Origin of the sequence: Catenuloplanes japonicus, assembly GCF_000717135.1 — a bacterium.
Classification (GTDB): domain Bacteria; phylum Actinomycetota; class Actinomycetes; order Mycobacteriales; family Micromonosporaceae; genus Catenuloplanes; species Catenuloplanes japonicus.
Map to the genome: position 1 here is coordinate 310,553 of NZ_JNXY01000005.1, position 22,292 is coordinate 332,844.

Sequence of the window (22,292 nt, forward strand, 5' to 3'; positions counted from 1 at the left end):
CCTTGACCGAGCGTGGGAAGACCCGCATCGCCGTGATCTTCGGCGGACGCAGCGGCGAGCACGACGTGTCATGCAAGTCGGCCGCGAGCGTGCTGACGCACCTGGACCGCGAGCGCTACGAGGTGCTGCCGGTCCGGATCACCATCGACGGCGTCTGGATCGCCGGGCAGGACGAGCCGGACGCCACCGAGATCGACGTGGACGCGCTGCTCCGGATGACCGCGCCGGACAGCGGCGCGACCCGGCCGCTGCCGATAGGGAGCATCTCCGACGCGCTCGAGGCGCTGCGCGACGTCGACATCGTCTTCCCCTGCCTGCACGGGCCGTACGGTGAGGACGGCACCATCCAGGCGCTGCTGGAGCTGGCCGGGCTGCCGTACATCGGCAACGGCGTGCTCGCGAGCGCGGTCTCGATGGACAAGGAGTTCACCAAGAAGGTCCTGGTCTCCGAGGGCATCGAGGTCGCGCCCGGCGTGGTGCTGCGCCGCCCGGACGAGACCGTGAGCGAGGCCGACCGTGAGCGCCTGGGACTGCCGGTCTTCGTGAAGCCGTCCCGCGCCGGGTCGAGCATCGGCGTCTCCCGCGTCGACGACTGGGCCGCGTTGGACGCCGCCGTCGAGAAGGCGCGCCGCAGCGACCCGAAGGTGCTGGTCGAGGCCGCGGTGCCGGGTCGCGAGGTGGACATCGGCGTGCTGGAGTTCGCGGACGGGCGGGTCGAGGCGGGCCCGTCGCTGGAGATCCGCGTGCCGGACGGTTTCGGCTTCTTCGACTTCGAGGCGAAGTACACCGACGTGGGCACGGTCTTCGAGATCCCCGCGAAGCTGCCGCCGGAGGTCACGGCCGCGGTCGCGGAGACCGCGGTGAAGGCGTTCCACGCGCTGGACTGCACCGGCCTGCTGCGCGTCGACTTCTTCCTGCGGGAGACTGCGGACGGCGGCGTGGTGCCGGTGATCAACGAGGTCAATACGTTCCCCGGCTTCACGTCGATGTCGCAGTACCCTCAGATGTGGCAGGCGGCCGGCGTGAGCTACTCGGATCTGCTGGACATTCTGGTGGAGACGGCGCTGCTCCGGCAGCACCCGACGCCGTCCGCGGTGCGGGCTGACATAGATGACTAATTATCCAGGTCATATATCCGGCATACCCGACGACGAACCGACCCGGCCGAATCCGGTGGCCGGGTCGGGTTACCGGCATCCGTTCCCTCAGGATCCGGCGTACCAGCAGGACGGGTACGGCATTCCGTGGCAGCGGCAGTCGTACGGCCAACGGCCGGCATACACCGAGCAGAGTGTGCCCGCACAGGCCGCGCACGCAGCGCCGGAGGCTCCGGCCGAGGAGATGCCCACCCCGGCACCGAAGAAACCCCGGTCCCAGTGGGCCGACACCGCCAAGGGCGTCTGCATCCTTCTGGTCGTGCTCTGGCACGTGATCATGAAGCACTACCTGCAGATCAACTGGCAGATACCGGTGCCGCTGCCCGGTGTCTGGGGCACGCTCGGCGAGATCTTCCTCCCGCTGCGCATGCCGGTCTTCTTCGCCATCTCCGGCATGTTCGCGGCCAACGCCGCGCTGCGCCCGTGGTCCGTGGTCCGCCGCTCGCGGATCGCCAAGTTCTTCTACCTCTACGCGGTCTGGCTGCTGATCCACACCGTGCTGCTCGCCCCGGTCCCGGCGAACTTCGACACGCTGCACGCGAAGAACGCGCTGCAGGTGCTGGAGGAGCTGACGATCACGCCGACGAACCTCTGGTACCTGTACGCGCTCGCGATCTACTTCACGATCGCCAAGGTGTCGCTGAAGGTCCCGGCGCCCGCGCTGATCGGCGTCGCGTTCGTCATCAACGCGATCGCGTCCACCGACCTCTTCACCTGGCCCGGCAACCGCGGCCAGCTCTTCCAGAACCTGCTCTTCTTCCTGATCGGCCTGCGCTACAAGCAGCAGCTGAACAAGCTGGCCGACACGAAGGACCGCCGTCTGCTGCTCGGGTCCACCGCGGTGTTCCTGGTGGTCATCCTGGCCGTCACCGCGATTCCCGGCGCGAACGCCTGGTTCGGTGTCTGGCCGATCGCCAGCCTGATCGCGGTCGTGGCCGGCTTCCAGCTCGCGGCCCGGCTGGCGACCGTGCCGCGGATCGGCAGCGGGCTCGCCTGGCTCGGCCAGAACACGCTGCCGATCTACATCATCCACATGCCACTGCTCGGCCTCTGGCACATCGCGGCGCTGGAGGGTTCGTCGAACCTCGGCACCGCCGGCCAGCTGCTGCTCGCGCTGGTGGAACCGGTGCTGCTGACCGCGTTCCTGGTGTGGATGTGCCTGTCGCTCTACCGTGGCCTGCAGTTGACCGGAGGCACCTTCCTGTTCGACCTGCCCGGCGGCGGCGCGGCGAAACCGCCGAAGGTCGAGGAGAAACCGGTCGTCGAGAAGCTGGAGCCGGTCAACGTCTACCGCCAGGCGGAACCGGTCACGCCGCAGGCCCCGGCCTGGGACGAGGCGCCGACGCAGCAGCTGCGGACCCAGGGCTGGAGCGACGGCCAGTACGGCCGGTGACATCGTCCGGAACCCGATCGGCGCGGCTGGATCCGCCGATCGGGTTCCCGACATGGCCGCGTCGAGCGGTCGTCGATCACGAGTCGTGATAATCGCTTCATGGTTCACGAAGGCGGGCGACTCGCGGAGCGTCTGCGGGCAGCCCGGCAGCAGTCGTTCGTCGGCCGTCGTCGTGAGCTGACCGGCTTCCGGGACGCGCTGGCCGGCGGCCCCGGCGCATACGCGGTGCTCTACCTGCACGGCGCCGGCGGCGTCGGCAAGTCCACGTTGCTGCGCCGCTTCGCGGACGAGGCGCGCGACGCCGGCCGCACCGTGGTGGAGATCGACGGCGGCGCCGTGGACGCGGCCGGGTTCGAGATCGAGGTCGCCGAGGGCCTGGTGCTGCTGGTCGACTCGTTCGAGCGATGCCAGGGCCTCGAAGGCTGGATGCGCGAGACGTACCTGCCGAAGCTGCCCGCGGGCGCGGTCGCGGTGCTCGCCGGCCAGGAGCCGCCCGATCCACTCTGGGCGTCCGATGTGTCCTGGTCGGAGCTGTTGCGCGTCGCCACGCTCGGCGACCTGGACCCGGGCGAGGCGGCCGAGCTGCTCCGGCTGCGCGGCGTGCCGGATGTGCTGCACGAGTCCGTGCTCGCGTTCGCCGGTGGCCATCCGCTCGCGCTCAGCCTGGCCGCGTCCGCCGCCTCCCGCGAGCTCCCGGTGTCGCGCTGGACGCCGTCGCGGGACGTGCTCACCACGCTCATCGATCAGCTGGTCGGCGAGGTGCCGTCGCCCGCGCACCGGCACGCGCTGGAGGTCAGCGCGCACGCGGAGAGCACCACTGAGGAGCTGCTGCGCGCCGTGGTCGGGAACCGGGCGGCCGAGATCTTCGACTGGCTGCGCCGGCTGCCGTTCATCCGGTCGGACCGGAACGGGCTCCACCCGCACGGCGTGGTCCGCAGCGCGCTCGAGGCGGACCTGCGCTGGCGTGACCCGCAGGGCTACGAGCGCCTGCACCACAACGTCGCCACGCACATGCTGGACCGGGCGCGCACCGCGTCCGGCGAGGCCGTGCAGCCCGCCATGCGCGCGCTCTGGCACCTGCTGCGCGCCAACGACGTGGTCGCGCCCTACGAGATCAACCCGGTGCGCACGGACGGCGAGGTCTACGCCACGCCGCTCCACCCCGAAGATCATCCGTGGGTACGACGTATGGGCGCCGATTCCGCGATCCTGCGCTTCTGGCTGGACCGGCGGCCGGAGGCGTTCACGGCGTACCGCCGCGCGTCCGACCACACGCTGATCGCATTCGCCGCGCACCTGCGCCTCACCGAGCCGGACCCGGAGGAGCTGGCCGTGGACCCGGCCGTGGCGCAGGCCTGGGCCGGGGCCGAGACGGCGCCGCCACGCCCCGGCGAGCACGTGTTCATCACCCGCTACCTCTACCCGCCGATCGATCGCCGGCCGGCGCAGGCCGGGATCCTCATGCAGTTGCAGTCGCTGGAGGCGTGGATCCGGTCCGCGCGCCTGGCCTGGTCGTTCGTGGTGGTGCCGGAGCCGGACCGGTTGCTGCCGCTGATGGCCTTCACCGACCACCACCCGGTCGCGGGCGGCGCGCGGATGATGATCGACGGGCATCCGCACGGCGTGTTCGGCCACGACTGGCGCGCGCTGCCGGTCGACGCCTGGATCACCGCGCTGAACGCGCGGCTGCTCTTCGGCCCGGACGCGCGGCCGGGGCGTCCCGCGTTCACGGTGCTGTCCCGGGCCGACTTCGACGCCGCCGTGCGCGACGCGCTGAAGAACTGGCACCTGCCGGACGCGCTGGAGAGCAACCCGCTGCTGGGCACGCACTTGATCGGCGACCGCGGCGGCAACCCGGCCCAGACGCTGCGGGACCTGATCGTGGAGGCGGTCGACTCGCTGCGCGACGACGCCCGCGAGGGAAAGCTGCACCGCGCGCTGGCCACCACGTACTTCCACCGGGCCCCGACCCAGGAGGCCGCGGCCGAGAAGCTGGGCGTGCCGTTCAGCACGTACCGGCGCCACCTGACCCGCGGAGTGGAACGGGTGGCCGAACGGCTGTGGCAGCTGGAAGTGTGAGGGTGTGAACAACCACGGATCGTGGCTGACCGACCGCGCATTTGCCGCGGAGCGGGCGGCGGGCACCTCGTTCGACCTGTCCGAGTGCGTCCGCGAGCCGATCCACCGGCTCGGCGGCGTCCAATCCTACGGCGCGCTGGTCGCGCTCCGGGCCGGCACCATCGCGGCCACCAGCGAGAATGCGTCCGCGCTGCTCGGGCCGGGCGCGACCGTCGGCGCACCGGCGGACGGTCTGCTGGACGCGGCGCAGCTGAGCGCGCTGCACGCGCTGGCCGACGCGGACACCGGCCAGACCGCGATGATGCCGGTGCAGCTCGGCGGCGGGTGGCTGGACGTCACCGTGCACCACGCGGACGGGCTGCTGGTGCTGGAGTTCGAGCCCGCCTCGCCCGCGCCGGCCGCGTTCACCGCGTTCTACCCACCGATCAGGGCCGCGCTGGTACGACTCCAGCAGGCCGTGACCGTGGTGGACGCGGCCCGCGCCGCGGTGCGGGAGATCCGGGCGATCACCGGGTTCGACCGCGTGGTCGCGTACCGGTTCGAGTCCGTGGACGGCCCCGGTGAGGTGATCGCGGAGGAGACGGCCGAGGGCCAGGAACCGTGGCTGGGGCTGTGGTTCCCGGCCACGGACATCCCGCCGCAGGCCCGCCGCCTCTACGAGCGGAACTGGATCCGGGTGATCTCGGACGTGGACGACGAGACCGCACGCCTCGTCCCGGAGGTGCTGCCGGAGACCGGTGCGCCGCTGGACCTGTCGCTGTCCGTGCTGCGCACGGTCTCGCCGTACCACCTGGAGTATCTGCGCAACATCGGTGTGGCCTCGTCGATGTCCGTGTCGCTGCTGTCCGGCGGCCGGCTGTGGGGCCTGATCGCCTGCCACGGGAACGCGCCGCACACGCTCGGCCCGCAACTGCGCGCGGCCTGCGAATTCTTCGGCGTGGCGTTGTCGCTGCACCTGGCCGCGCTGCGCGAACGGGACGACACCGCGGCCCGGGAACGCTCGCGGACCATGATCGCCCGGCTGATCGAGCGGATCGCGGAGGATCTGTCCGACCCGGCCGGCTTCGACCAGGTTCTGGAGTGCGACACGGTCGCGGTGCGGCTCGACGGCCGCACGTCCGTGCACGGCGCCGACCCCGGCCCGGAGGTGCTGGACGCGCTCTGGGCCGCGCTGCCGCCGTCCACGGCCGGCGAGCCGTGGCACAGCGACCGGCTCGGCGAGGATCTGCCCGCGATGGCCGCGTTCACCGGCACGGTCGACGGCGCGCTGGTGCTGCCGCTGAGCGACACCGGCGACCGCGTGGTCTGGCTGCGCCGGGAGCGCACCGTGCCGCGCCGCTGGGCCGCGGACCCGGACCGGCCGGTCGTGCTCGGCCCGCACGGCGAGCGCCTGACGCCGCGCGGCTCCACCGCGGTCTTCCTGGCCACGGTGCGCGGCCGGAGCGCGCCCTGGACCGCCACGGACCTGGCGATGGCGGTCGAGCTGGGCCGGGCGATCATGCAGGTCGCGCTCGCGCACAACCGCCGTCTGTCCACGCTGAACTCGGAGCTGAACCGCAGCAACGTCGACCTGGACTCGTTCGCGCACGCGGCCGCGCACGACCTCAAGGAGCCGCTGCGCGGCATCGCGAACCAGGCCACGTTCCTGATCGAGGACAGCACCGACCGGATGGACGAGGCGACCGCGCGTCGGCTCGCGTCCATCCAGCGGCTCGCCACCCGGATGGACGAGCTGCTCAACGCGCTCCTCTACTACTCGCGGCTGGGGCGTACCGACCTGCACCGCGAGGAGATCGACCTGGACTCGGCCGTGGCGAAGGCGCTGGAGGTGGCCGGCCCGCGCCTGGAGACCGCGGGCGTGCGGGTCAGCGTCTCGCCGGTGGCCACGGTCAAGGCCGACCCGGTGCTGTTCGACGAGATCCTGGTCAACCTGCTGGTGAACGCCGCGAAGTACGCGCGTCCGGAGGGCCCGCGCACGGTCGAGGTCGGCGCCGCGACCGTGGACGACGAGCCCGCGGTCTACGTCCGGGACAACGGCATCGGCATGCCCGCACACCTGCGCGAGCAGGCGTTCGACCTGTTCCGGCGGCTGCACGCGCGGGCCGAGGGCGTGGACGGCTCCGGCGCCGGCCTGGCGATCGTGCGCCGGATCGTGGAGCGGCACGGCGGCCGCGTCTGGGCGGACGATTCCCCCGGCGGCGGCACCACTATCTGGGCGGTGTTTCCCCTCTAGGGTCTGATCGCCGTTTGGGGGCCGGAGCCAGGTTTCGCCTGGGTGCGCCGTGCGGCCAGGCGGAAGCTGGGCCACGCCGCAGCCCGGCCCCCAACGGCGGTCAGGCCCTGGATCGCCAGTAGTCCAGCGTCTGCCGCAGCACGGTCTGGAACAGCGCGAAGTTGATCGGCTTGTAGATGTAGCTGTCCGCGCCGGCCGCATAGCAGGCGTCCGACTCGGCCGGGTCCTCCGACGACGTGAACACCACGACCGTGAGGCCGGCCAGGTCCGGGTGCGCGCGCAGGCGGCGCAGCACGTCCAGCCCGCTCTCGCCCGGCATGTTGAGATCCAGCAGCACCATGCCGGGCCGGATCGCGCCGTCCGCGGTCAGCCGGGGCAGCACCTCCGCGCCGGACCGGACGAACTCCACCCGCGTGTCCGGATGCGACCGCCCGATCGCCCGGCCGATGGCTTCGACGTCCTCGTCGGAGTCCTCCACCACCATGATCAGGTCCTCGTTCACCGCTGCTCCACTCCGGCTCTGATCGCCAGAACGGCGATGTCGTCGGCCCCGGTCGTGCCGAAATCCTTGGCGGCCTGGCTCAGCTCGCGGACCATCTCGTCGACCGGCAGGTCCCGGAGCCGGCGCGCGGTCTCGTGCAGCGCCACGTCCTCGAACATCCGCCCCGCACGGTCCCGGCTCTCGGTCAGCCCGTCGGTGAACATCAGCAGCGTGTCACCGGGCGCCAGCAGCAGCCGCGACCGGCCCAGACGTGCCTCGTCGATGATCCCGAGCGCCAGCCCGCCGCCGCGCCCCGGCACCGTGCGGCCGTCCCTGCGCACCACCAGCGGCGCCGGGTGCCCCGCGGACGTCCACTGCACGCTCAGCCCCGCCTTGGTCTCGCGCAGCAGCGCCACGCCCGCGGTCACGAACCGCCAGGACCCGTCGCGGCGCAGCCCCGAGTTCAGCCGGCTCAGCGCACGCGCCGGCGACACGCCCTCCTGCAGCAGCGTGCCGAGCGTGTGCCGGGACATCCCGGTCAGCGCCGCCGCGGCCGCACCACGCCCGCACACGTCACCGATCAGCGCGGCCACCACCCCGTTCGCGCGCACCGCCAGGTCGTAGAAGTCGCCGCCCACGTCCAGCGCCCGGTCCCCCACCGCGTACGCCGCCGCCACGCTGATGCCCGGCACCGACGGCAGCCGGCCCGGCAGCAGGTGCTCCTGCAGCGTCACCACCTCACGGCGACGGCGCTCGTACATCTCGCTGTTGTCCACCGCCAGCGCCGCCCGCTGCGCCAGATCCCGCAGGAACGTCGCATGCGGGAGCCGGCTCTCCGCCCGGTCGAAGAAGAACAGCAGCACGCCCAGCACCCGGTCCCGCGCCCGCAGCACCTGCGCGTGCAGCAGCCGCGCGCCCACCTTCTCCGCGTCGCCCGGCTCGGACCGCTCCCCGTCCCCCGACACCGCGCGCTCCGCCAGCGCCCGCAGCCCCGACGCCGCCGCTTCGTCCGCCAGCAGCCCCGCCAGCCGCCGCATGTCCACGTGCACCGCGCTGCGCAGCACCAGCCCCGCGCCCTCCCGCGAATAGACCAGGCAGCCCTCGGCGATCGCCGGCACCGTCATCCGCGCCACCCGATGCATGGTCTGCCCCGGGTCCAGCACCGCGTCCATCTGCAGCGACGCCTCCGCCAGCAGCGCATCCCGAATCTGCTGGTCGTCGTCCGCCCGCCGCCGCCTCAGCCGCGAAATCGCCTCCCGCGTGACATCGATCACCTGCCACAGACACCCGGACAGCCGCCCCACGTCAGCTTCAGCGTCAACCACCAGCAGAAACGTCCCCGCCGCTTCCCCCGGCACCTCGAACCCCGCCACGATCACCCGCGCGGCACCGTGACGCGCAAGCGTCTCGCCGGCCGTGTCAACAACGACCGCGTCCCCGTCACGCCACACCGCCAGCCGCCGCGCCACCGCGCGATCCGGCTCACTCTCCAGCGGCACCCCGGTCCACCGATACTCGGCAACAGCCCCGTCACTCACCCGATGCCGCAGCCCCCACACCGCCACCACGCCCGGAAGTTCCTGCAACGGCGGCAGCACCAGCTCGGCCAGATCCTCCCGATCGCCGATGCCCCCCATGGCCCGCCAAAGGCGATGCAACGCCTCCGCCCAGCCGCCCACGCCCCCACCCCCAGCCAACACGCTCAGTAATGTACTGGCCCGCGCCCCCACCCCGTACCCCCAGCACAGCGGGTTTAAGGGTTGAGGCTTTTGAGGTGGGTTGGGGTTTGCGCGGATGCAACCGCCACCGCCCAGCCTGACGCTCCCACCAGACCGTGGGGCGTCCGGGGGCTCGGCCCCCGGAGAGGAATAACCGAAGCGCCCCCGGTCCGCGCATTCCGCGGACAGGGAGCGCCCAGGCGCGTAGGCCGCCGGGGACTCGAACCCCGAACCTATGGATTAAAAGTCCACAGCTCTGCCATTGAGCTAGCGGCCCGCGGCTGTCAGGGTACCTGCGAGGTCCGCCGGACGCCTAAACCATATCCCCGGCATCGCTTGGTGAGCCTCGGATCCGGGCCCGAAACGACTCCGGACCGGTCCCCGTAGGGATCCGGTCCGGTGTTTCCGCTGTTAGAGCGGAGGATACGAGATTCGAACTCGTGAGGGTGTTAACCCAACACGCTTTCCAAGCGTGCGCCCTAGGCCTCTAGGCGAATCCTCCGCCGCAGACAATACCGTGCCGCCGGGACGGCGCGCATCGGGGTTCCCGTGACCGGACTCTCGGCCCCTGCCGCCACGCGCCGTCGCCCGGCCGGGTAGAGTTGGCCTCGCTCCCCGTGCGGTGTTTATCCCGTGAACCTCCCCAGGGCCGGAAGGCAGCAAGGATAAGCGGGCTCTGGCAGGTGCACGGGGAGCCTTCGCATCCCTGGGTTCACCAGGTTGATCGCACCTCCGCGCCGCTGTCAATCACGCGTCAGACCCCCGTGGTGGCCGTCCCGGTCGCGACGGCGGAGAATGGCGCGGTCGAGAGGAGACGGCAGTGGCGTTGGCCCTCTACCGCAAGTACCGGCCGCGAACGTTTGCCGAGGTCATCGGGCAGGAGCACGTCACCGAGCCGCTCAGCCAGGCGCTGCGCAGCGGCCGGTTGAATCACGCCTACCTCTTCTCGGGGCCGCGTGGCTGCGGCAAGACGAGTTCGGCGCGGATCCTGGCCCGTTCACTCAACTGTGAGCAGGGGCCGACGCCCGAGCCGTGCGGCGTGTGCATGTCCTGCAAGTCGCTGGCGAACGACGGCGCCGGATCGATCGACGTGATCGAGATCGACGCGGCCAGCCACGGTGGTGTCGACGACGCGCGTGAGCTGCGGGAGAAGGCGTTCTTCGCGCCGGCCAACAGCCGCTACAAGATCTACGTGATCGACGAGGCGCACATGGTCTCGTCGGCCGGCTTCAACGCGCTCCTCAAGCTGGTCGAGGAGCCGCCGGAGTACGTGAAGTTCATCTTCGCGACCACCGAGCCGGAGAAGGTGCTGGGCACGATCAAGTCCCGCACCCACCACTACCCGTTCCGGCTGATCCCGCCGAGCACGCTCCGGCCGTACCTGGAGCAGCTCTGCGCCGCCGAGGGCGTCACCGTCGAGGCGCCGGTCTTCCCGCTGGTGGTCCGCGCCGGCGGCGGCAGCGCCCGGGACACGCTCTCCGTGCTCGACCAGCTGATCGCGGGCGCCGGCGAGGAGGGTGTCACCTACGCCCGCGCGGTCGCGCTGCTCGGCGTGACCGACTCCGCGCTGATCGACGACATGATCGAGTCGCTGGCGGCCTCCGACGGCGCTGCCGCGTACGCCGCGATCGACCGCGTCGCCGAGGCCGGCCACGACCCGCGCCGCTTCGCCACCGACCTGCTCGAACGTTTCCGTGACCTGATCGTCATGCAGCAGGTCCCGGACGCGGCCGCGAAGGGCTTGATCGACGGCCCCGCCGACGAGATCGAGCGGATGACCACGCAGGCCGGCCGCTTCGGCGCCGCCACGCTGTCCCGTGCCGCCGACATCGTGCACAACGGCCTGGTCGAGATGCGCGGCACGACCGGCCCTCGGCTGCTGTTGGAGCTGATCACCGCCCGCATGCTGCTGCCGGGCGCGGATGCGTCCTCCAGCGCGCTGCTGCAGCGCCTCGAGCGCATGGAGCGTGCACTTCAAGATCCTTCAGCGGTACGGCTCCAGCCTGCCCCGGGCGCGGCCGTGCCGACGCCGGTCGTGGCCGGTCCGGGTGTGGCCGCCACGGGTCCGGTCGAGGCTGCACCGGCGGGTGACGGGGGGCTCGATCCTCGCGCTGCCGCGCGTCAGGCCGCGGCGCGGTCGTCCGGCGGGGGTGGTGCCGCGGCGGCGCGGCAGGCCGCTTCGCAGGCGACGGGTGGGCGCCGTGCTCCCGCGGGCGCTTCGGAACCGGTTGCCGCCGGTGCTGGTGCTCAGGCGGATGCCGGGGCTCAGACCGGCGCTGGTGCTCAGACCGGCGCTGGTGCTCAGACCGGCGCCGGGGTTCAGGCCGGTCCTGATGGGCTGGTCGGATCGCAGGCTGGAGGGTCCGCAGGTCCGCAGGCCGGCGTGGCGGCGGGTTCGCCGCAGGCCGGGGGGCCCGCGGGCTCGCCGCAGGCAGACCTGGCTCAGCATGGAGCGGCACAGTCCAGCCTTGCTCAGCATCGGGCCGGGCAGGCGGCGCCGACCGGGCCGGCGCAGGGCGGCTCGGTGCAGGGTGGCCCGGCGCAGTCATCTGTGGCACAGGCATCCGCGGCGCAGGCAGGTTCGGCGCAGGCGGCGCAGTCCCAGCCCGCGACCGGCCCCTCGTCCGCGCCCGCCGGTACCGACGGCCCCGACGTGGCCGAGCTCCGCGGCCGCTGGTGGCCCGAGGCCCACGCTTTCGTCAACACCCGCAGCAAACGCGCCGGCGCGATGCTCCGACACGCCACGGTCCGCGCCGTCGAGGGCGACACGCTGGTCCTGACGTTCCAGCACCCCAAACACATAGACCTCTTCGCCGGTACGCCGGAGGAGTCCCTGCTCCGCGACGCCTTCTACGAGCTGTTCGGCGTCCGCTGGCAGATCCGCTGCGAGCCCGCCGGTGCCGCCGGCGCCCTCGACGCACCCTCTTCCCGCCCCGGCGGCCGTGCCCCCGCCCAGCGCCAGACCGCCGGCCACCCCACGCCTCCCTCCGCCCCCACGCGCTCGTTATCCGAGACGGACCCGAGATCGGGGCCTTCTCCGGGAGCGACGTCCGCGTCCCCCACGGCGGCCGAGGACGCGGGCTGGCCCACACCTGCCGCCGTACCCTCCCCCAGCTCCCCCGCCCGGCCCCACGCGGAGGAGCCCCGGCCCACGCCCGCGATCCCGCCCGCCGACGCTTCATCGCCGGGCAGCGCTTCGTCGCTGGGCAGCGCTTCGTCGTCCGGCAGCGCCTGGCCGAGCCCCGCGCAGCCGGGCGACAGCACACGCCCGGCCGACATCGCTGCGCCGGGCGGCAGCACGCACCCGGACGGCAGCACGCAGCTGGGCCGCAACGCTCACCAAGGGAGCGACCAACCGGCCGGTAGTGCCCGGTCGAGCCCCCCGCAGTCTGGCGGCGGCCGCGTCGGAGCGGCACCGCCGGCTGACGACGATGGCTGGCCTGATCCCGTCCAGCCCGCCGGCACGCCCGCGTCGGCCGCCGATGACGGCTGGCCGAGTCCGGCACAGCCGGGCGGTGGGAACGGGCCGATCGGCAGCAGCGCCTGGCCGCAGCCGGTCCAGCCAGGAAATGCGCCTGGCTCTGCCAACGGCGGCAACCGGTCGGAACCCGCCCGGCCAGAAAACGTGCCCGGCACAGCGGACAGCGGAGGCTGGCCAGAACCGGCAAAGCCTGGCAGCACGCCAAGCCCGGCCGGCAACAGCGGCCGGCCCGAATCGGTACAGCCGGGAAGCACGCCAAGCCCGGCCGACAACGGAGGCTGGCCAGAACCGGTACAACCCGGCAGCACGCCAAGCCCGGCCGACAACGGAGGCTGGCCAGAACCGGTACAGGCGGGCGTCGGCGGGCCCGGCGATTCCACAGCGATGCCGGAAAGTCAGGTGACGGCAGCTGCCGAACCTTCGCGGCGTGCTGCCGCCGGAGGTCTCGCCGCGGCGCGTGCCGCCGCAGCGGGTGCGAAGGGAAAGCAGGCTGTTCCGGGTGGTGGCGGTCAGCGCGGCCCCGCGGCGTCCGCACCGGCCGAGGCTGCGGCACCAGCCGCGTCCCGTTCGCCGGTAGCGCCGGCCGCCGGTGGCGACAGCGCCTGGGACGACTTCTCGGAGGACGAGGAGCCGCCCTACGACCCTGACTACGACGGTCCGCTGCCCAAGGGCGGTGGCCCGGTGGCGGTCGGTGGCACCTCGCAGGCCTACTCGGGATCATCCGTGACGGGCGGTCAGACCTCGGGCGCATCGGTGTCCGGCGTGCCTGCCGCACCGTTCTCCGGCGCATCGGCTTCCGCCGCCGCGGTCGCCGGGGCCGCGGCATCCGTCGCGCCCGCCTTCGCCGCCCCGGCATCCGCCGGGCCGGCCTCGTCCGCCTCGGTCTCCGCGCCGCCGATCCCCTCGGCACCGGCTTCGTCGGGCTCGTCCGGAGCCGGTTCGCAGGGAGCGGCGAGTCCGGGGGGTGCGGCCGGGCAGTCGAAGAATCCCGCGATCGCCAGTGCCAAGGCCGCGGCGAGCCGCGCCGCGGCCAACGCGGTGGCAGCGGCTCAGGGCCGTTCCGGCCAGGCCAAACAGGCCGCGGCCCTCGCGGCCGAGCCGGTCCGCCCCACGCAGGGCCGGGCAGCCGCGGCGGTAGCCGCCGCCAACGCCGCGGCCGCAGCTGCCGCGGCCGCCCAGGCCCACCAGCCCGTCGAGGCGACGGCGAAAGATCTCGAAGGCTTCGACCCCGGCGACGAGCCGCTGGACGAGGTGGTCGACGAGCAGGCCGCCCGGCAGAGCAGCGAACAACAGGCGTTCCTCCTACTCAAGCAGGCCTTCGGCGCCGAGAAGATCGCCGAGATGTGACCGTCCCGGCCGACTCCCCGGCACGGTCACATCCGGCCGACACGCCGGACCCGCACGGCGACAGATACGTGAGCCACCTTCTGAGTCAGCCATGAGGTGGCTCACGTATCTGTCACCGAGATGATCAGCGCCGACACCCAGTGCCCGGCCGTAATAAGACGAAATATCGGGCGCGGAGCGCCCGATACTCGAAGGCCGGCCGCCTCCCGCCACTGGCCGTGCGCCGAGACCAGTCGCAACGGCCCTGCGGACCGGTTGCACGCCGCCGAGCGCGCCGGGGGTGAACTGGACCGCCACGAATCATTGACAAAAGGCTGACCTCGATCAGACCGCACCGGCACGATCAACCTCCGCTGCCGCCTTTGTCCTCACACCATCGCCCGGCTGCTGCAGCACGTCCGCGACCGCACGCATCGACCCCAGCCACCGGCTGTCGACCGTGCGGCACCGCGTCGGCCAGACGGCGGCGTCGGCCAGACGGCGGCGTCGGCCAGACGGCGGCGTCGGCCCGCAGCCTCACCACCGACGCGGCCTTTAGAGCGACCGGCGGTGGATCGCGCACCGCTTCTGTGGCGACGCGAGCGCTTCGCGCCCGAAATTTCGGCATTTAGCGGCCTGGCGAGCTGAGCAGACCGTGGTCGAGAGAAGGTCGGACAGTGACGCCTGCCGATCGCTGTCAAGCCTGGGTCCTGTCACCACGTGCGCCGAGGTGTGGCCGAGGCGGGCGGGTCCGCGCGGCGGAGCCTGTTCGGGGTTGACCTTGTGACGCGGGACCGGTGCCCGCGGGAGCAACGCTGCTGTACCCCGGCGTGAGTGGGTATATCCGGCTCTTGATGAGGCGACCGGCGGGTGACGGGAGTGATCCGGCTACGCTGGGCGGCGGTGCGATGGGGCGGCGACAGCCGCTGATGAGAGACGATGTGAAGGAGCTGCCGTGCGTCCCGGGGGACAGCCCAACATGCAGCAGTTGATGAAGCAGGCGGCGAAGTTGCAGCAGGCGGCGCAGGTGGCGCAGGCCGAGCTGGCGGAGGCCGAGGTGTCGGGTACGGCCGGTGGCGGGCTGGTGACGGTCGTGATGGCCGGCACGGGTGAGGTGCGGTCCGTGAAGATCGACCCGAAGGTGATCGATCCGGATGATCCGGAGACGCTGGAGGATGCGGTGCTGGCCGCGCTGCACAATGCGTCCGAGGCGGTGCGCACGCTGACCGAGGAGAAGATGGGGCCGGTCACGGGCGGGCTCGGCGGACTCGGCATGGGGTTCTGAGCCGGTCATGTACGAGGGTGCCATTCAGGATCTGATCGACGAGCTGGGACGCCTGCCCGGCGTGGGTCCGAAGAGCGCCCAGCGGATCGCGTTCCACATTCTGTCCTCGGACACGACGGACGTGGCGAGGCTGGCGGCGGCGTTGCGGAAGGTCAAGGAGTCCGTGCGCTTCTGTGTGACCTGCTACAACGTGGCCGAGGAGGAGCAGTGCCGGATCTGCCGTGATCCGCGCCGCGGCAACGAGGTGCTCTGCGTGGTCGAGGAGCCGAAGGACGTGGTGGCGATCGAGCGGACCGGCGAGTTCCGCGGTCGATACCACGTGCTCGGCGGCGCGATCAATCCGCTGGAGGGCATCGGGCCGGACAGTCTGAAGATCCGTGAGCTGCTGATCCGGCTGGGGAACGGGGACGTGCGGGAGCTGATCCTGGCGACCGACCCGAACACCGAGGGCGAGGCGACCGCGACCTACCTGGCGCTGATGATCAAGCCGATGGGGATCGCGGTGACGCGGCTGGCGAGCGGGCTGCCGGTGGGCGGCGATCTGGAGTACGCGGACGAGATCACGTTGGGCCGCGCCTTCGAGGGCCGTCGCGCAGTGTAAGCATCTTACGCTGCGAAAAGTCCTCGTTTTGCCAGTGAAATCCAGACGTAACAGACATGTTCCGCCAGGGTTCAAAGTTGATTTGCCCTGTTTTTCCGTGCTTGATCCCATTCAGGTCACGCCATCATCACGGCGTGGCCTGAAGTTGGTTACATGGTCACTCTGAGCGTTGACCGCGGTGCCATCGTCAGTGGACTGTTCATCTCGTCGACGGCAAACCCGTCGTCGTGTCCGCGCTGCCTTCCCACCGCCCCAACCTGAGGCCGTCGGTAGGAGCGCGGGCACTCGAGGCTCACGACAATCGACCGGTTGCCGTAAGCCGCGGGTGATCCACCGTGCAAAGCCGGCGGCCGTGTGCCAGCCCGGTTGTCGCTGCGGCGGCGCCTGCGGTCCGGCGGCCGGAGGAGGACCGAGGCACGGATGGTCAGTGGACCGGGCGCGTCCCTCTCTGAGGAGTCGACGCACGACGTCGCCGATCCGGCCGAAGGCGGTGTCAACAGCACCACCGGCAAGGCGATCGAGGGTCGCTCGCTGCGCCAGATCGCCTGGCGTCGGTTCAAGCGGGACAGGGTGGCGACGGCGGGTGGCGCCTTCGTCGGCTTCCTGGTGCTCGTCGCGATCTTCGCCACCCCGATCGTGAGTCTGATCGGTCATCCGATCGACGCTTTCAACAACGACCTGATCGACCCCACGCTGGGCCTGCCGCTGGGCTCGTTCGGCGGCATCAGCGGCGAGCACTGGCTGGGTGTCGAGCCGACGTCCGGCCGCGACGTGTTCAGCCGCATCATCTTCGGTGCGCAGACGTCCATCTTCGTCGCGTTCCTGGCCGCGCTGGTCTCCACGATCCTGGGCGCGATCCTGGGCCTGGCGGCCGGCTTCATGGGCGGCTGGGTCGACGCGGTGGTCAGCCGCATCATGGACTTCCTGCTCGCGTTCCCGCAGCTGCTGTTCTCGATCGCGCTGGTCTCGGTGCTGCCGGACTCGTTCTTCGGCCTGGACGGCCGGCTGTCGCGGATGGCCGTGCTGATCGGCGTGATCGGCTTCTTCGGCTGGCCGTACATCGGGCGCATCGTCCGTGGCCAGGTGCTGTCCCTGCGCGAGCGGGAGTTCATCGAGGCGTCCCGCAGCCTGGGTGCCCGCACCGGGCGGATCCTGTTCCGGGAGCTGCTGCCGAACCTGGCGGCGCCGATCCTGGTCTACACGACCCTGATCATCCCGACGAACATCATCACCGAGGCGTCGCTCAGCTTCCTCGGCGTGGGCATCGAGGCGCCGAACCCCTCGTGGGGCGGCATGCTCTACGACGCGAAGAGCTACTACCAGTCTGATCCGACGTACATGATCATTCCGGGCGTGTGCATCTTCATCACCGTGCTCGCCTTCAACCTGTTCGGCGACGGGCTTCGCGACGCCCTCGACCCGAAGGCGCACTAGACCTTTCACCGCGCATCAATTTCGCACCACCAGCGCACCAGTCGCGACCTCGGTCGCACGTCCAGGAGGTAGGCAGCAGTGCTTAGTAAGAGGAAGGCGATGGTGGCCGCTACGGCTGCTCTCGCCCTGAGTGTCACCGCGGCTTGCGGTGGCGGCGGCGGGACCGACTCGTCCAACGGTGGTGCCAAGAACGCTCAGAACGCGGCGCTCACCGGCGTGCTGAACGCGTCCGACAAGAAGGGCGGCACCCTCGAGCTCTGGAGCTCGCAGGACGTCGACAGCCTCGACCCGGCGCGCGGCTACTACGCGTTCGTCTGGAACCTGAACCGGCTCTACACCCGTACGCTGGTCGCCTACGACGCCAAGCCCGGCGCGGACGGCATGAAGCTCGTCCCCGACCTGGCCGGCGCCGAGGGTGTGCTCAGCAACGACGGCAAGACCTACACCTACACGCTGCGCGACGGGCTGAAGTTCGACGACGGCACGCCGATCACGTCGAAGGACGTCAAGTACGGCATCGAGCGCATCTTCGCGCAGGACGTCGTGCCGGGCGGCCCCGTCTACCTGATGGAGCAGCTGGACCAGGGCCAGAAGTACGAGGGCCCGTACAAGGACTCGGACCCGAACAAGCTGGGTCTCAAGTCGGTGCTGACGCCGGACGACAAGACGATCGTCTTCAACCTGGCCGCGCCGTACGCGGACTTCCCGTACCTGCTGGCCATGCCGGGCGCGGGCCCGGTTCCGGTCGCCCGGGACACCGGCGCGCAGTACGGCTCGAAGCCGGCCGCGTCCGGCCCGTACAAGATCGAGTCGTACGAGCCCGGCAAGATCATCAAGTGGACCCGGAACGAGTTCTGGGACGCCACCACCGACCCGCTGCGCAAGGCGCTCCCGGACGCGATCAACATGACGATCACGACCAACGCCGACGACATGGACCAGCGTCTGATGGCCGGCACCGCCGACCTCGACGCCGCGCAGACCGGCGTGCAGGCCGCGGCCCGCACGAAGATCCTGCAGGACGAGACGCTGAAGGCGAACTCGGACACCCCGACGACCGGCTTCATCCGGTACGCCGCGATGTCCACCGCGGTCGCCCCGTTCGACAACATCGACTGCCGCAAGGCCGTCATCCTCGCCTCGGACCCGACCTCGCTGCAGACCGCGCGTGGCGGCCCCGTCGCGGGTGGCGACATCGGCGTCAACATGCTCCCGCCGAACATCCCGGGCTCGGAGCCGGCGTACGACCCGTACGGTCGCGCGCAGGGCAAGCCGCAGGTCGACGCCGCCAAGGCCGCGCTCGCCGCGTGTGGCAAGCCGGAGGGCTTCTCGACCGTCATCGCGGTCCGTAACAACAAGCCGGCCGAGGTCAAGACCGCCGAGGCGCTGCAGGCCGCGCTGAAGGCCGTCAACATCGACGCCAAGATCGACCAGATCGACGGTGCCCAGGCCAGCTCGCTCCAGGGCGCGCCGGACAACGTGCACGCCAAGGGCTACGGCCTGATCATCTCCGGCTGGGCGGCGGACTACCCGTCGGGCGCCGGTTACCTGCAGCCGCTGGTCGACAGCCGCTACATCCTGAAGAACGGCAACTTCAACTTCGCCGAGATCAAGGACCCGTCGATCGACGCGCTCTTCGACCAGGCGAAGACGGTCGACCCGGCCGCGGCTGCCGCGCTCTACACGCAGATCAACCACAAGGTCATGGAGGGCGCGTACATCCTGCCCTTCGTCACCGACAAGGCCCTCAACTACCGCAACCCGCGCCTGACCAACGTCTACATCCACCAGTTCTGGGGCATGTACGACTTCCAGGCGCTCGGTGTCTCCAGCTGAGGTTTTAGCTAACAACTCGTAGCACGTCCTGGCGGGTGTCCCTCCTCTACCGGGGAGGGGCACCCGCCGAACCTGGAGGCCTCGGCTCGTGTTCGCATACGTCGTTCGACGACTGTTCAACGTCGTCATCACGCTGCTGGTCGTCACTATGGTGACCTTCGGCGTCTTCTTCCTGGTCCCGAAGCTGACCGGCAGTGATCCCGCCCTGCTCTACGTCGGCAAGACGGCGGACGCGGCCGCGCTCGACGGCATCCGGACCAAGCTGGGTCTCGACGACCCGATCTACGTCCAGTACGGCAAGTTCCTGCAGGGCCTGGTCGTCGGCCGGGACTACGACGCCGGCCCGGACACCACGCACTGCGCGGCGCCCTGCTTCGGTTACTCGTTCAAGACCGACCAGGAGGTGTGGCCGTACCTGATCGACCGCCTCCCGGTCACGCTGTCGCTCGCGCTGGGTGCCGCGATCCTCTGGGTGATCGGCGGTGTCGGCGCCGGCGTCATCTCCGCGCTGCGCAAGGGCCGGGCCGCGGACCGGATCGTGATGACGACCGCGCTGGCCGGCGTCTCGCTCCCGATCTACTTCACCGGCCTCGTCTCCGCCGCGATCTTCTGCTACTGGCTGGGCTGGCTGCCGCCGCCCGGGTACGTCGACTTCGCGGTCAACCCGCTGGAGTGGGCGACGAACCTGCTGCTGCCGTGGATCACGCTGGCGTTCCTGTTCGCCGCGACCTACGCGCGCCTCACCCGGGCCAACATGCTGGAGACGCTGAGCGAGGACTACATCCGTACCGCGCGCGCCAAGGGCCTGCGCGAGCGTGACGTGGTCGGCAAGCACGGCCTGCGCTCCGGCCTCACGCCGCTGATCACCGTGTTCGGCCTGGACCTGGGCAGCCTCCTCGGCGGTGCCATCCTGACCGAGACCACGTTCAACCTCCGCGGCCTGGGCGAGGCCACGCTGACCTCGATCCGGCAGAACGACCTCCCGATCATCCTCGGCGTCACGCTGTTCGCCGCGTTCTTCATCGTCATCGCCAACCTGGTCGTCGACCTGCTCTACGCCGCTGTCGACCCGCGCGTCCGGCTGAGCTGAGGGATTTCCTGTGACCACTTCAGTGCCTGTCACCGAGCTCGGCCCGGCCGACCTCTCTCCGCCCAAGTCCTTCCTCGAGGTGCGCGACCTGCGCGTGCAGTTCGCGACGGACGACGGCATCGTGAAATCCGTGGACGGCGTGTCGTTCGGGCTGGAGCGCGGCAAGACGCTCGGCATCGTCGGCGAGTCCGGCTCCGGCAAGAGCGTGACCAGCCTCGCGATCCTCGGGCTGCACCGCACGCGCAGCAATGCGAAGGTCAGCGGCGAGATCTGGCTCGACGGCGAAGAGCTGATCAAGGCGGACAACGAGCGGGTACGCCGGCTGCGTGGCCGGAAGATGTCGATGATCTTCCAGGACCCGCTGAGTGCGATGCACCCGTACTTCACGATCGGTCAGCAGATCGTGGAGGCGTACCGGATCCACCACGGCGGGAGCAAGAAGGCCGCCAAGCAGAAGGCGATCGACATGCTGGCGCGCGTCGGCATCCCGCAGCCCTCGCGCCGCGTCGACGACTACCCGCACCAGTTCTCCGGCGGCATGCGGCAGCGCGCGATGATCGCGATGTCGCTGATCAACAACCCGGAGCTGCTGATCGCGGACGAGCCGACCACCGCGCTCGACGTGACCGTGCAGGCGCAGATCCTCGACCTGATCCGCGACCTGCAGGAGGAGTTCGGCTCCGCGGTCATCATGATCACGCACGACCTCGGCGTGGTGGCGGAGCTGGCCGACGACATCCTGGTCATGTACGGCGGCAAGGCGATCGAGCGCGGGCCGGCCGAGGCCGTGTTCCGCACGCCGGAGCACCCGTACACCTGGGGTCTGCTCGGCTCGATGCCGCGCCTGGACCGCGAGGTCCGCGACCGCCTCAACCCGATCAAGGGCACGCCGCCGTCGCTGATCAACCTGCCGTCCGGCTGCTCCTTCCACCCGCGCTGCCCGTACGCGGGCCGCAACGGGGACCGGTCGTTCACCGAGCGCCCCGAGCTGACCGGCACGACGCACGCGGTCGCCTGCCACATGCCGCCTGAGCTGCGCCGCGAGATCTTCATCCAGGAAGTGAGCCCCAACCTGTGAGCACCCCTCTTCTCGAAGTCACCGGGCTGCAGAAGCACTTCCCGATCACGGCCGGCCTGCTCCGGCGCCAGGTCGCGGCCGTCCGCGCGGTCGACGGAATCGACCTGACCGTCAACAAGGGCGAAACGCTCGGCCTGGTCGGCGAGTCCGGCTGCGGCAAGTCCACGGCCGGGCGGCTGATCACGCGCATCCTGGAGCCGACCGGCGGCACGGTCACGTTCGACGGCCAGGACATCACGCACATCAAGCGCGGCCCGCTGCGCGACCTGCGGCGTGACGTCCAGATGATCTTCCAGGACCCGTATTCGTCGCTGAACCCGCGGCACACGGTCGGCACCATCGTCTCCGCGCCGCTGCAGATCCAGAAGATCCCGACGCCGCAGGGCCTGAAGAAGGCCGTGCAGGAGCTGCTGGAGCTGGTCGGCCTCAACCCGGAGCACTACAACCGGTACCCGCACGAGTTCTCCGGCGGTCAGCGGCAGCGCATCGGCATCGCCCGCGCGCTGGCGCTCAAGCCGAAGATGATCGTCGCGGACGAGCCGGTCTCCGCGCTGGACGTCTCCATCCAGGCGCAGGTCGTCAACCTCCTCGACGACCTGCAGCGCGAGCTGGACCTGACGTACCTGTTCATCGCGCACGACCTCTCCGTGGTGCGGCACATCTCGGACCGGGTCGCGGTCATGTACCTCGGCAAGGTGGTCGAGGTGGCGCCGCGCGACGACCTGTACGCGCACCCGCGTCACCCGTACACGGTGGCGCTCATGTCCGCCGTGCCGGTGCCGGACCCGTCCCGCCGGGACAAGGCGCAGCGTGAGCGCGTGCTGCTCACCGGCGACGTGCCGAGCCCGATCGACCCGCCGTCCGGCTGCCGGTTCCGTACCCGCTGCTGGAAGGCCCAGGACGTGTGCGCGTCCGAGCAGCCGCCACTGACCGTGCTGGCCGACGGGCACCAGGTCGCCTGCCACTTCCCGGTCAGCGACGAGGAGCAGCACGCGGCCGGCAGCGGACGCTCGGCCGCGGCCGCGCAGGCCCGCGACAAGATCGCCACGGTGGTCGCCGACCCGGAGTGAGAAAACCATCCCCGTCGTGTGTGACCTGGC

Annotated in this window: 13 protein-coding genes, 2 tRNA genes, 1 other RNA gene and 1 pseudogene; 13 read left to right on the forward strand and 4 right to left on the reverse strand. The window is 71.1% G+C overall.

The annotated features are described in order from the left end of the window. Positions 1-2: 2 nt before the first annotated feature. The 4 genes from OP04_RS10460 (at position 3) to OP04_RS10475 (ending at position 6,862) form a co-directional block, all read left to right on the forward strand. A complete protein-coding gene (locus OP04_RS10460) occupies positions 3-1,118 on the forward strand; it encodes a D-alanine--D-alanine ligase family protein (protein ID WP_063746575.1) in 1,116 nt (371 codons plus the stop codon). After that, positions 1,111-2,550, forward strand: coding sequence for an acyltransferase family protein (locus tag OP04_RS10465; RefSeq protein WP_085066355.1), 1,440 nt, complete (start codon positions 1,111-1,113; stop codon positions 2,548-2,550). The genes OP04_RS10460 and OP04_RS10465 overlap by 8 nt, the downstream gene beginning before the upstream one ends. Positions 2,551-2,649: 99 nt before the next feature. Further along, on the forward strand, positions 2,650-4,629 hold the full coding sequence (locus OP04_RS10470) for an ATP-binding protein (protein ID WP_033339322.1): 1,980 nt from the start codon (positions 2,650-2,652) through the stop codon (positions 4,627-4,629). A 4-nt stretch (positions 4,630-4,633) separates the two neighbouring features. Beyond that, the gene (locus OP04_RS10475; RefSeq protein WP_033339323.1) at positions 4,634-6,862 is read left to right on the forward strand and encodes an ATP-binding protein; all 2,229 of its coding nucleotides are present in this window, start codon (positions 4,634-4,636) and stop codon (positions 6,860-6,862) included. Positions 6,863-6,962: 100 nt separating this feature from the next. Here OP04_RS10475 and OP04_RS10480 read toward each other — a convergent pair whose 3' ends face one another. From OP04_RS10480 to OP04_RS10495, 4 genes are all read right to left on the reverse strand, one after another. Further along, positions 6,963-7,364 carry a response regulator gene (locus tag OP04_RS10480; RefSeq protein ID WP_033339324.1) on the reverse strand — a complete coding sequence of 134 codons (402 nt, stop codon included), beginning with the start codon at positions 7,362-7,364 and terminating at the stop codon, positions 6,963-6,965. Beyond that, a complete protein-coding gene (locus OP04_RS10485; protein WP_051797422.1) occupies positions 7,361-8,980 on the reverse strand; it encodes a PP2C family protein-serine/threonine phosphatase in 1,620 nt (539 codons plus the stop codon). The genes OP04_RS10480 and OP04_RS10485 overlap by 4 nt, the downstream gene beginning before the upstream one ends. Before the next feature lie 286 nt (positions 8,981-9,266). Continuing rightward, positions 9,267-9,338 (reverse strand) — tRNA-Lys (locus OP04_RS10490). A gap of 140 nt (positions 9,339-9,478) precedes the next feature. Next, positions 9,479-9,563 (reverse strand) — tRNA-Ser (locus tag OP04_RS10495). Between the two features lie 105 nt (positions 9,564-9,668). On the opposite strand from OP04_RS10495, the gene ffs reads away from it, so the two are divergent. The 9 genes and pseudogenes from ffs (at position 9,669) to OP04_RS10535 (ending at position 22,262) form a co-directional block, all read left to right on the forward strand. Further along, positions 9,669-9,763: signal recognition particle sRNA small type (gene ffs, locus OP04_RS51050), an RNA gene on the forward strand. Positions 9,764-9,881: 118 nt separating this feature from the next. After that, positions 9,882-11,480, forward strand: a pseudogene (locus OP04_RS56780) (DNA polymerase III subunit gamma and tau); the annotation flags it as partial. 3,367 nt (positions 11,481-14,847) lie between these two features. Beyond that, positions 14,848-15,153: a YbaB/EbfC family nucleoid-associated protein gene (locus tag OP04_RS10505; RefSeq protein ID WP_033339326.1), complete on the forward strand. Its 306-nt coding sequence runs from the start codon at positions 14,848-14,850 to the stop codon at positions 15,151-15,153. Between the two features lie 7 nt (positions 15,154-15,160). Then, positions 15,161-15,754, forward strand: a complete 594-nt coding sequence (gene recR, locus OP04_RS10510) for a recombination mediator RecR (protein ID WP_033339327.1) — start codon at positions 15,161-15,163, stop codon at positions 15,752-15,754. 420 nt (positions 15,755-16,174) lie between these two features. After that, positions 16,175-17,188, forward strand: coding sequence for an ABC transporter permease (locus OP04_RS10515; protein WP_033339328.1), 1,014 nt, complete (start codon positions 16,175-16,177; stop codon positions 17,186-17,188). 99 nt (positions 17,189-17,287) lie between these two features. Continuing rightward, the gene (locus tag OP04_RS10520; protein ID WP_033339329.1) at positions 17,288-19,024 is read left to right on the forward strand and encodes an ABC transporter substrate-binding protein; all 1,737 of its coding nucleotides are present in this window, start codon (positions 17,288-17,290) and stop codon (positions 19,022-19,024) included. A gap of 88 nt (positions 19,025-19,112) precedes the next feature. Continuing rightward, the gene (locus OP04_RS10525; protein ID WP_033339330.1) at positions 19,113-20,114 is read left to right on the forward strand and encodes an ABC transporter permease; all 1,002 of its coding nucleotides are present in this window, start codon (positions 19,113-19,115) and stop codon (positions 20,112-20,114) included. A gap of 10 nt (positions 20,115-20,124) precedes the next feature. Beyond that, on the forward strand, positions 20,125-21,192 hold the full coding sequence (locus OP04_RS10530; RefSeq protein WP_051797424.1) for an ABC transporter ATP-binding protein: 1,068 nt from the start codon (positions 20,125-20,127) through the stop codon (positions 21,190-21,192). Then, entirely contained in the window at positions 21,189-22,262 is a 1,074-nt protein-coding gene (locus OP04_RS10535; RefSeq protein ID WP_051797426.1) for an ABC transporter ATP-binding protein, read from the forward strand. Before OP04_RS10530 ends, OP04_RS10535 begins: the two co-directional genes overlap by 4 nt. The last annotated feature ends 30 nt before the right edge of the window (positions 22,263-22,292 follow it).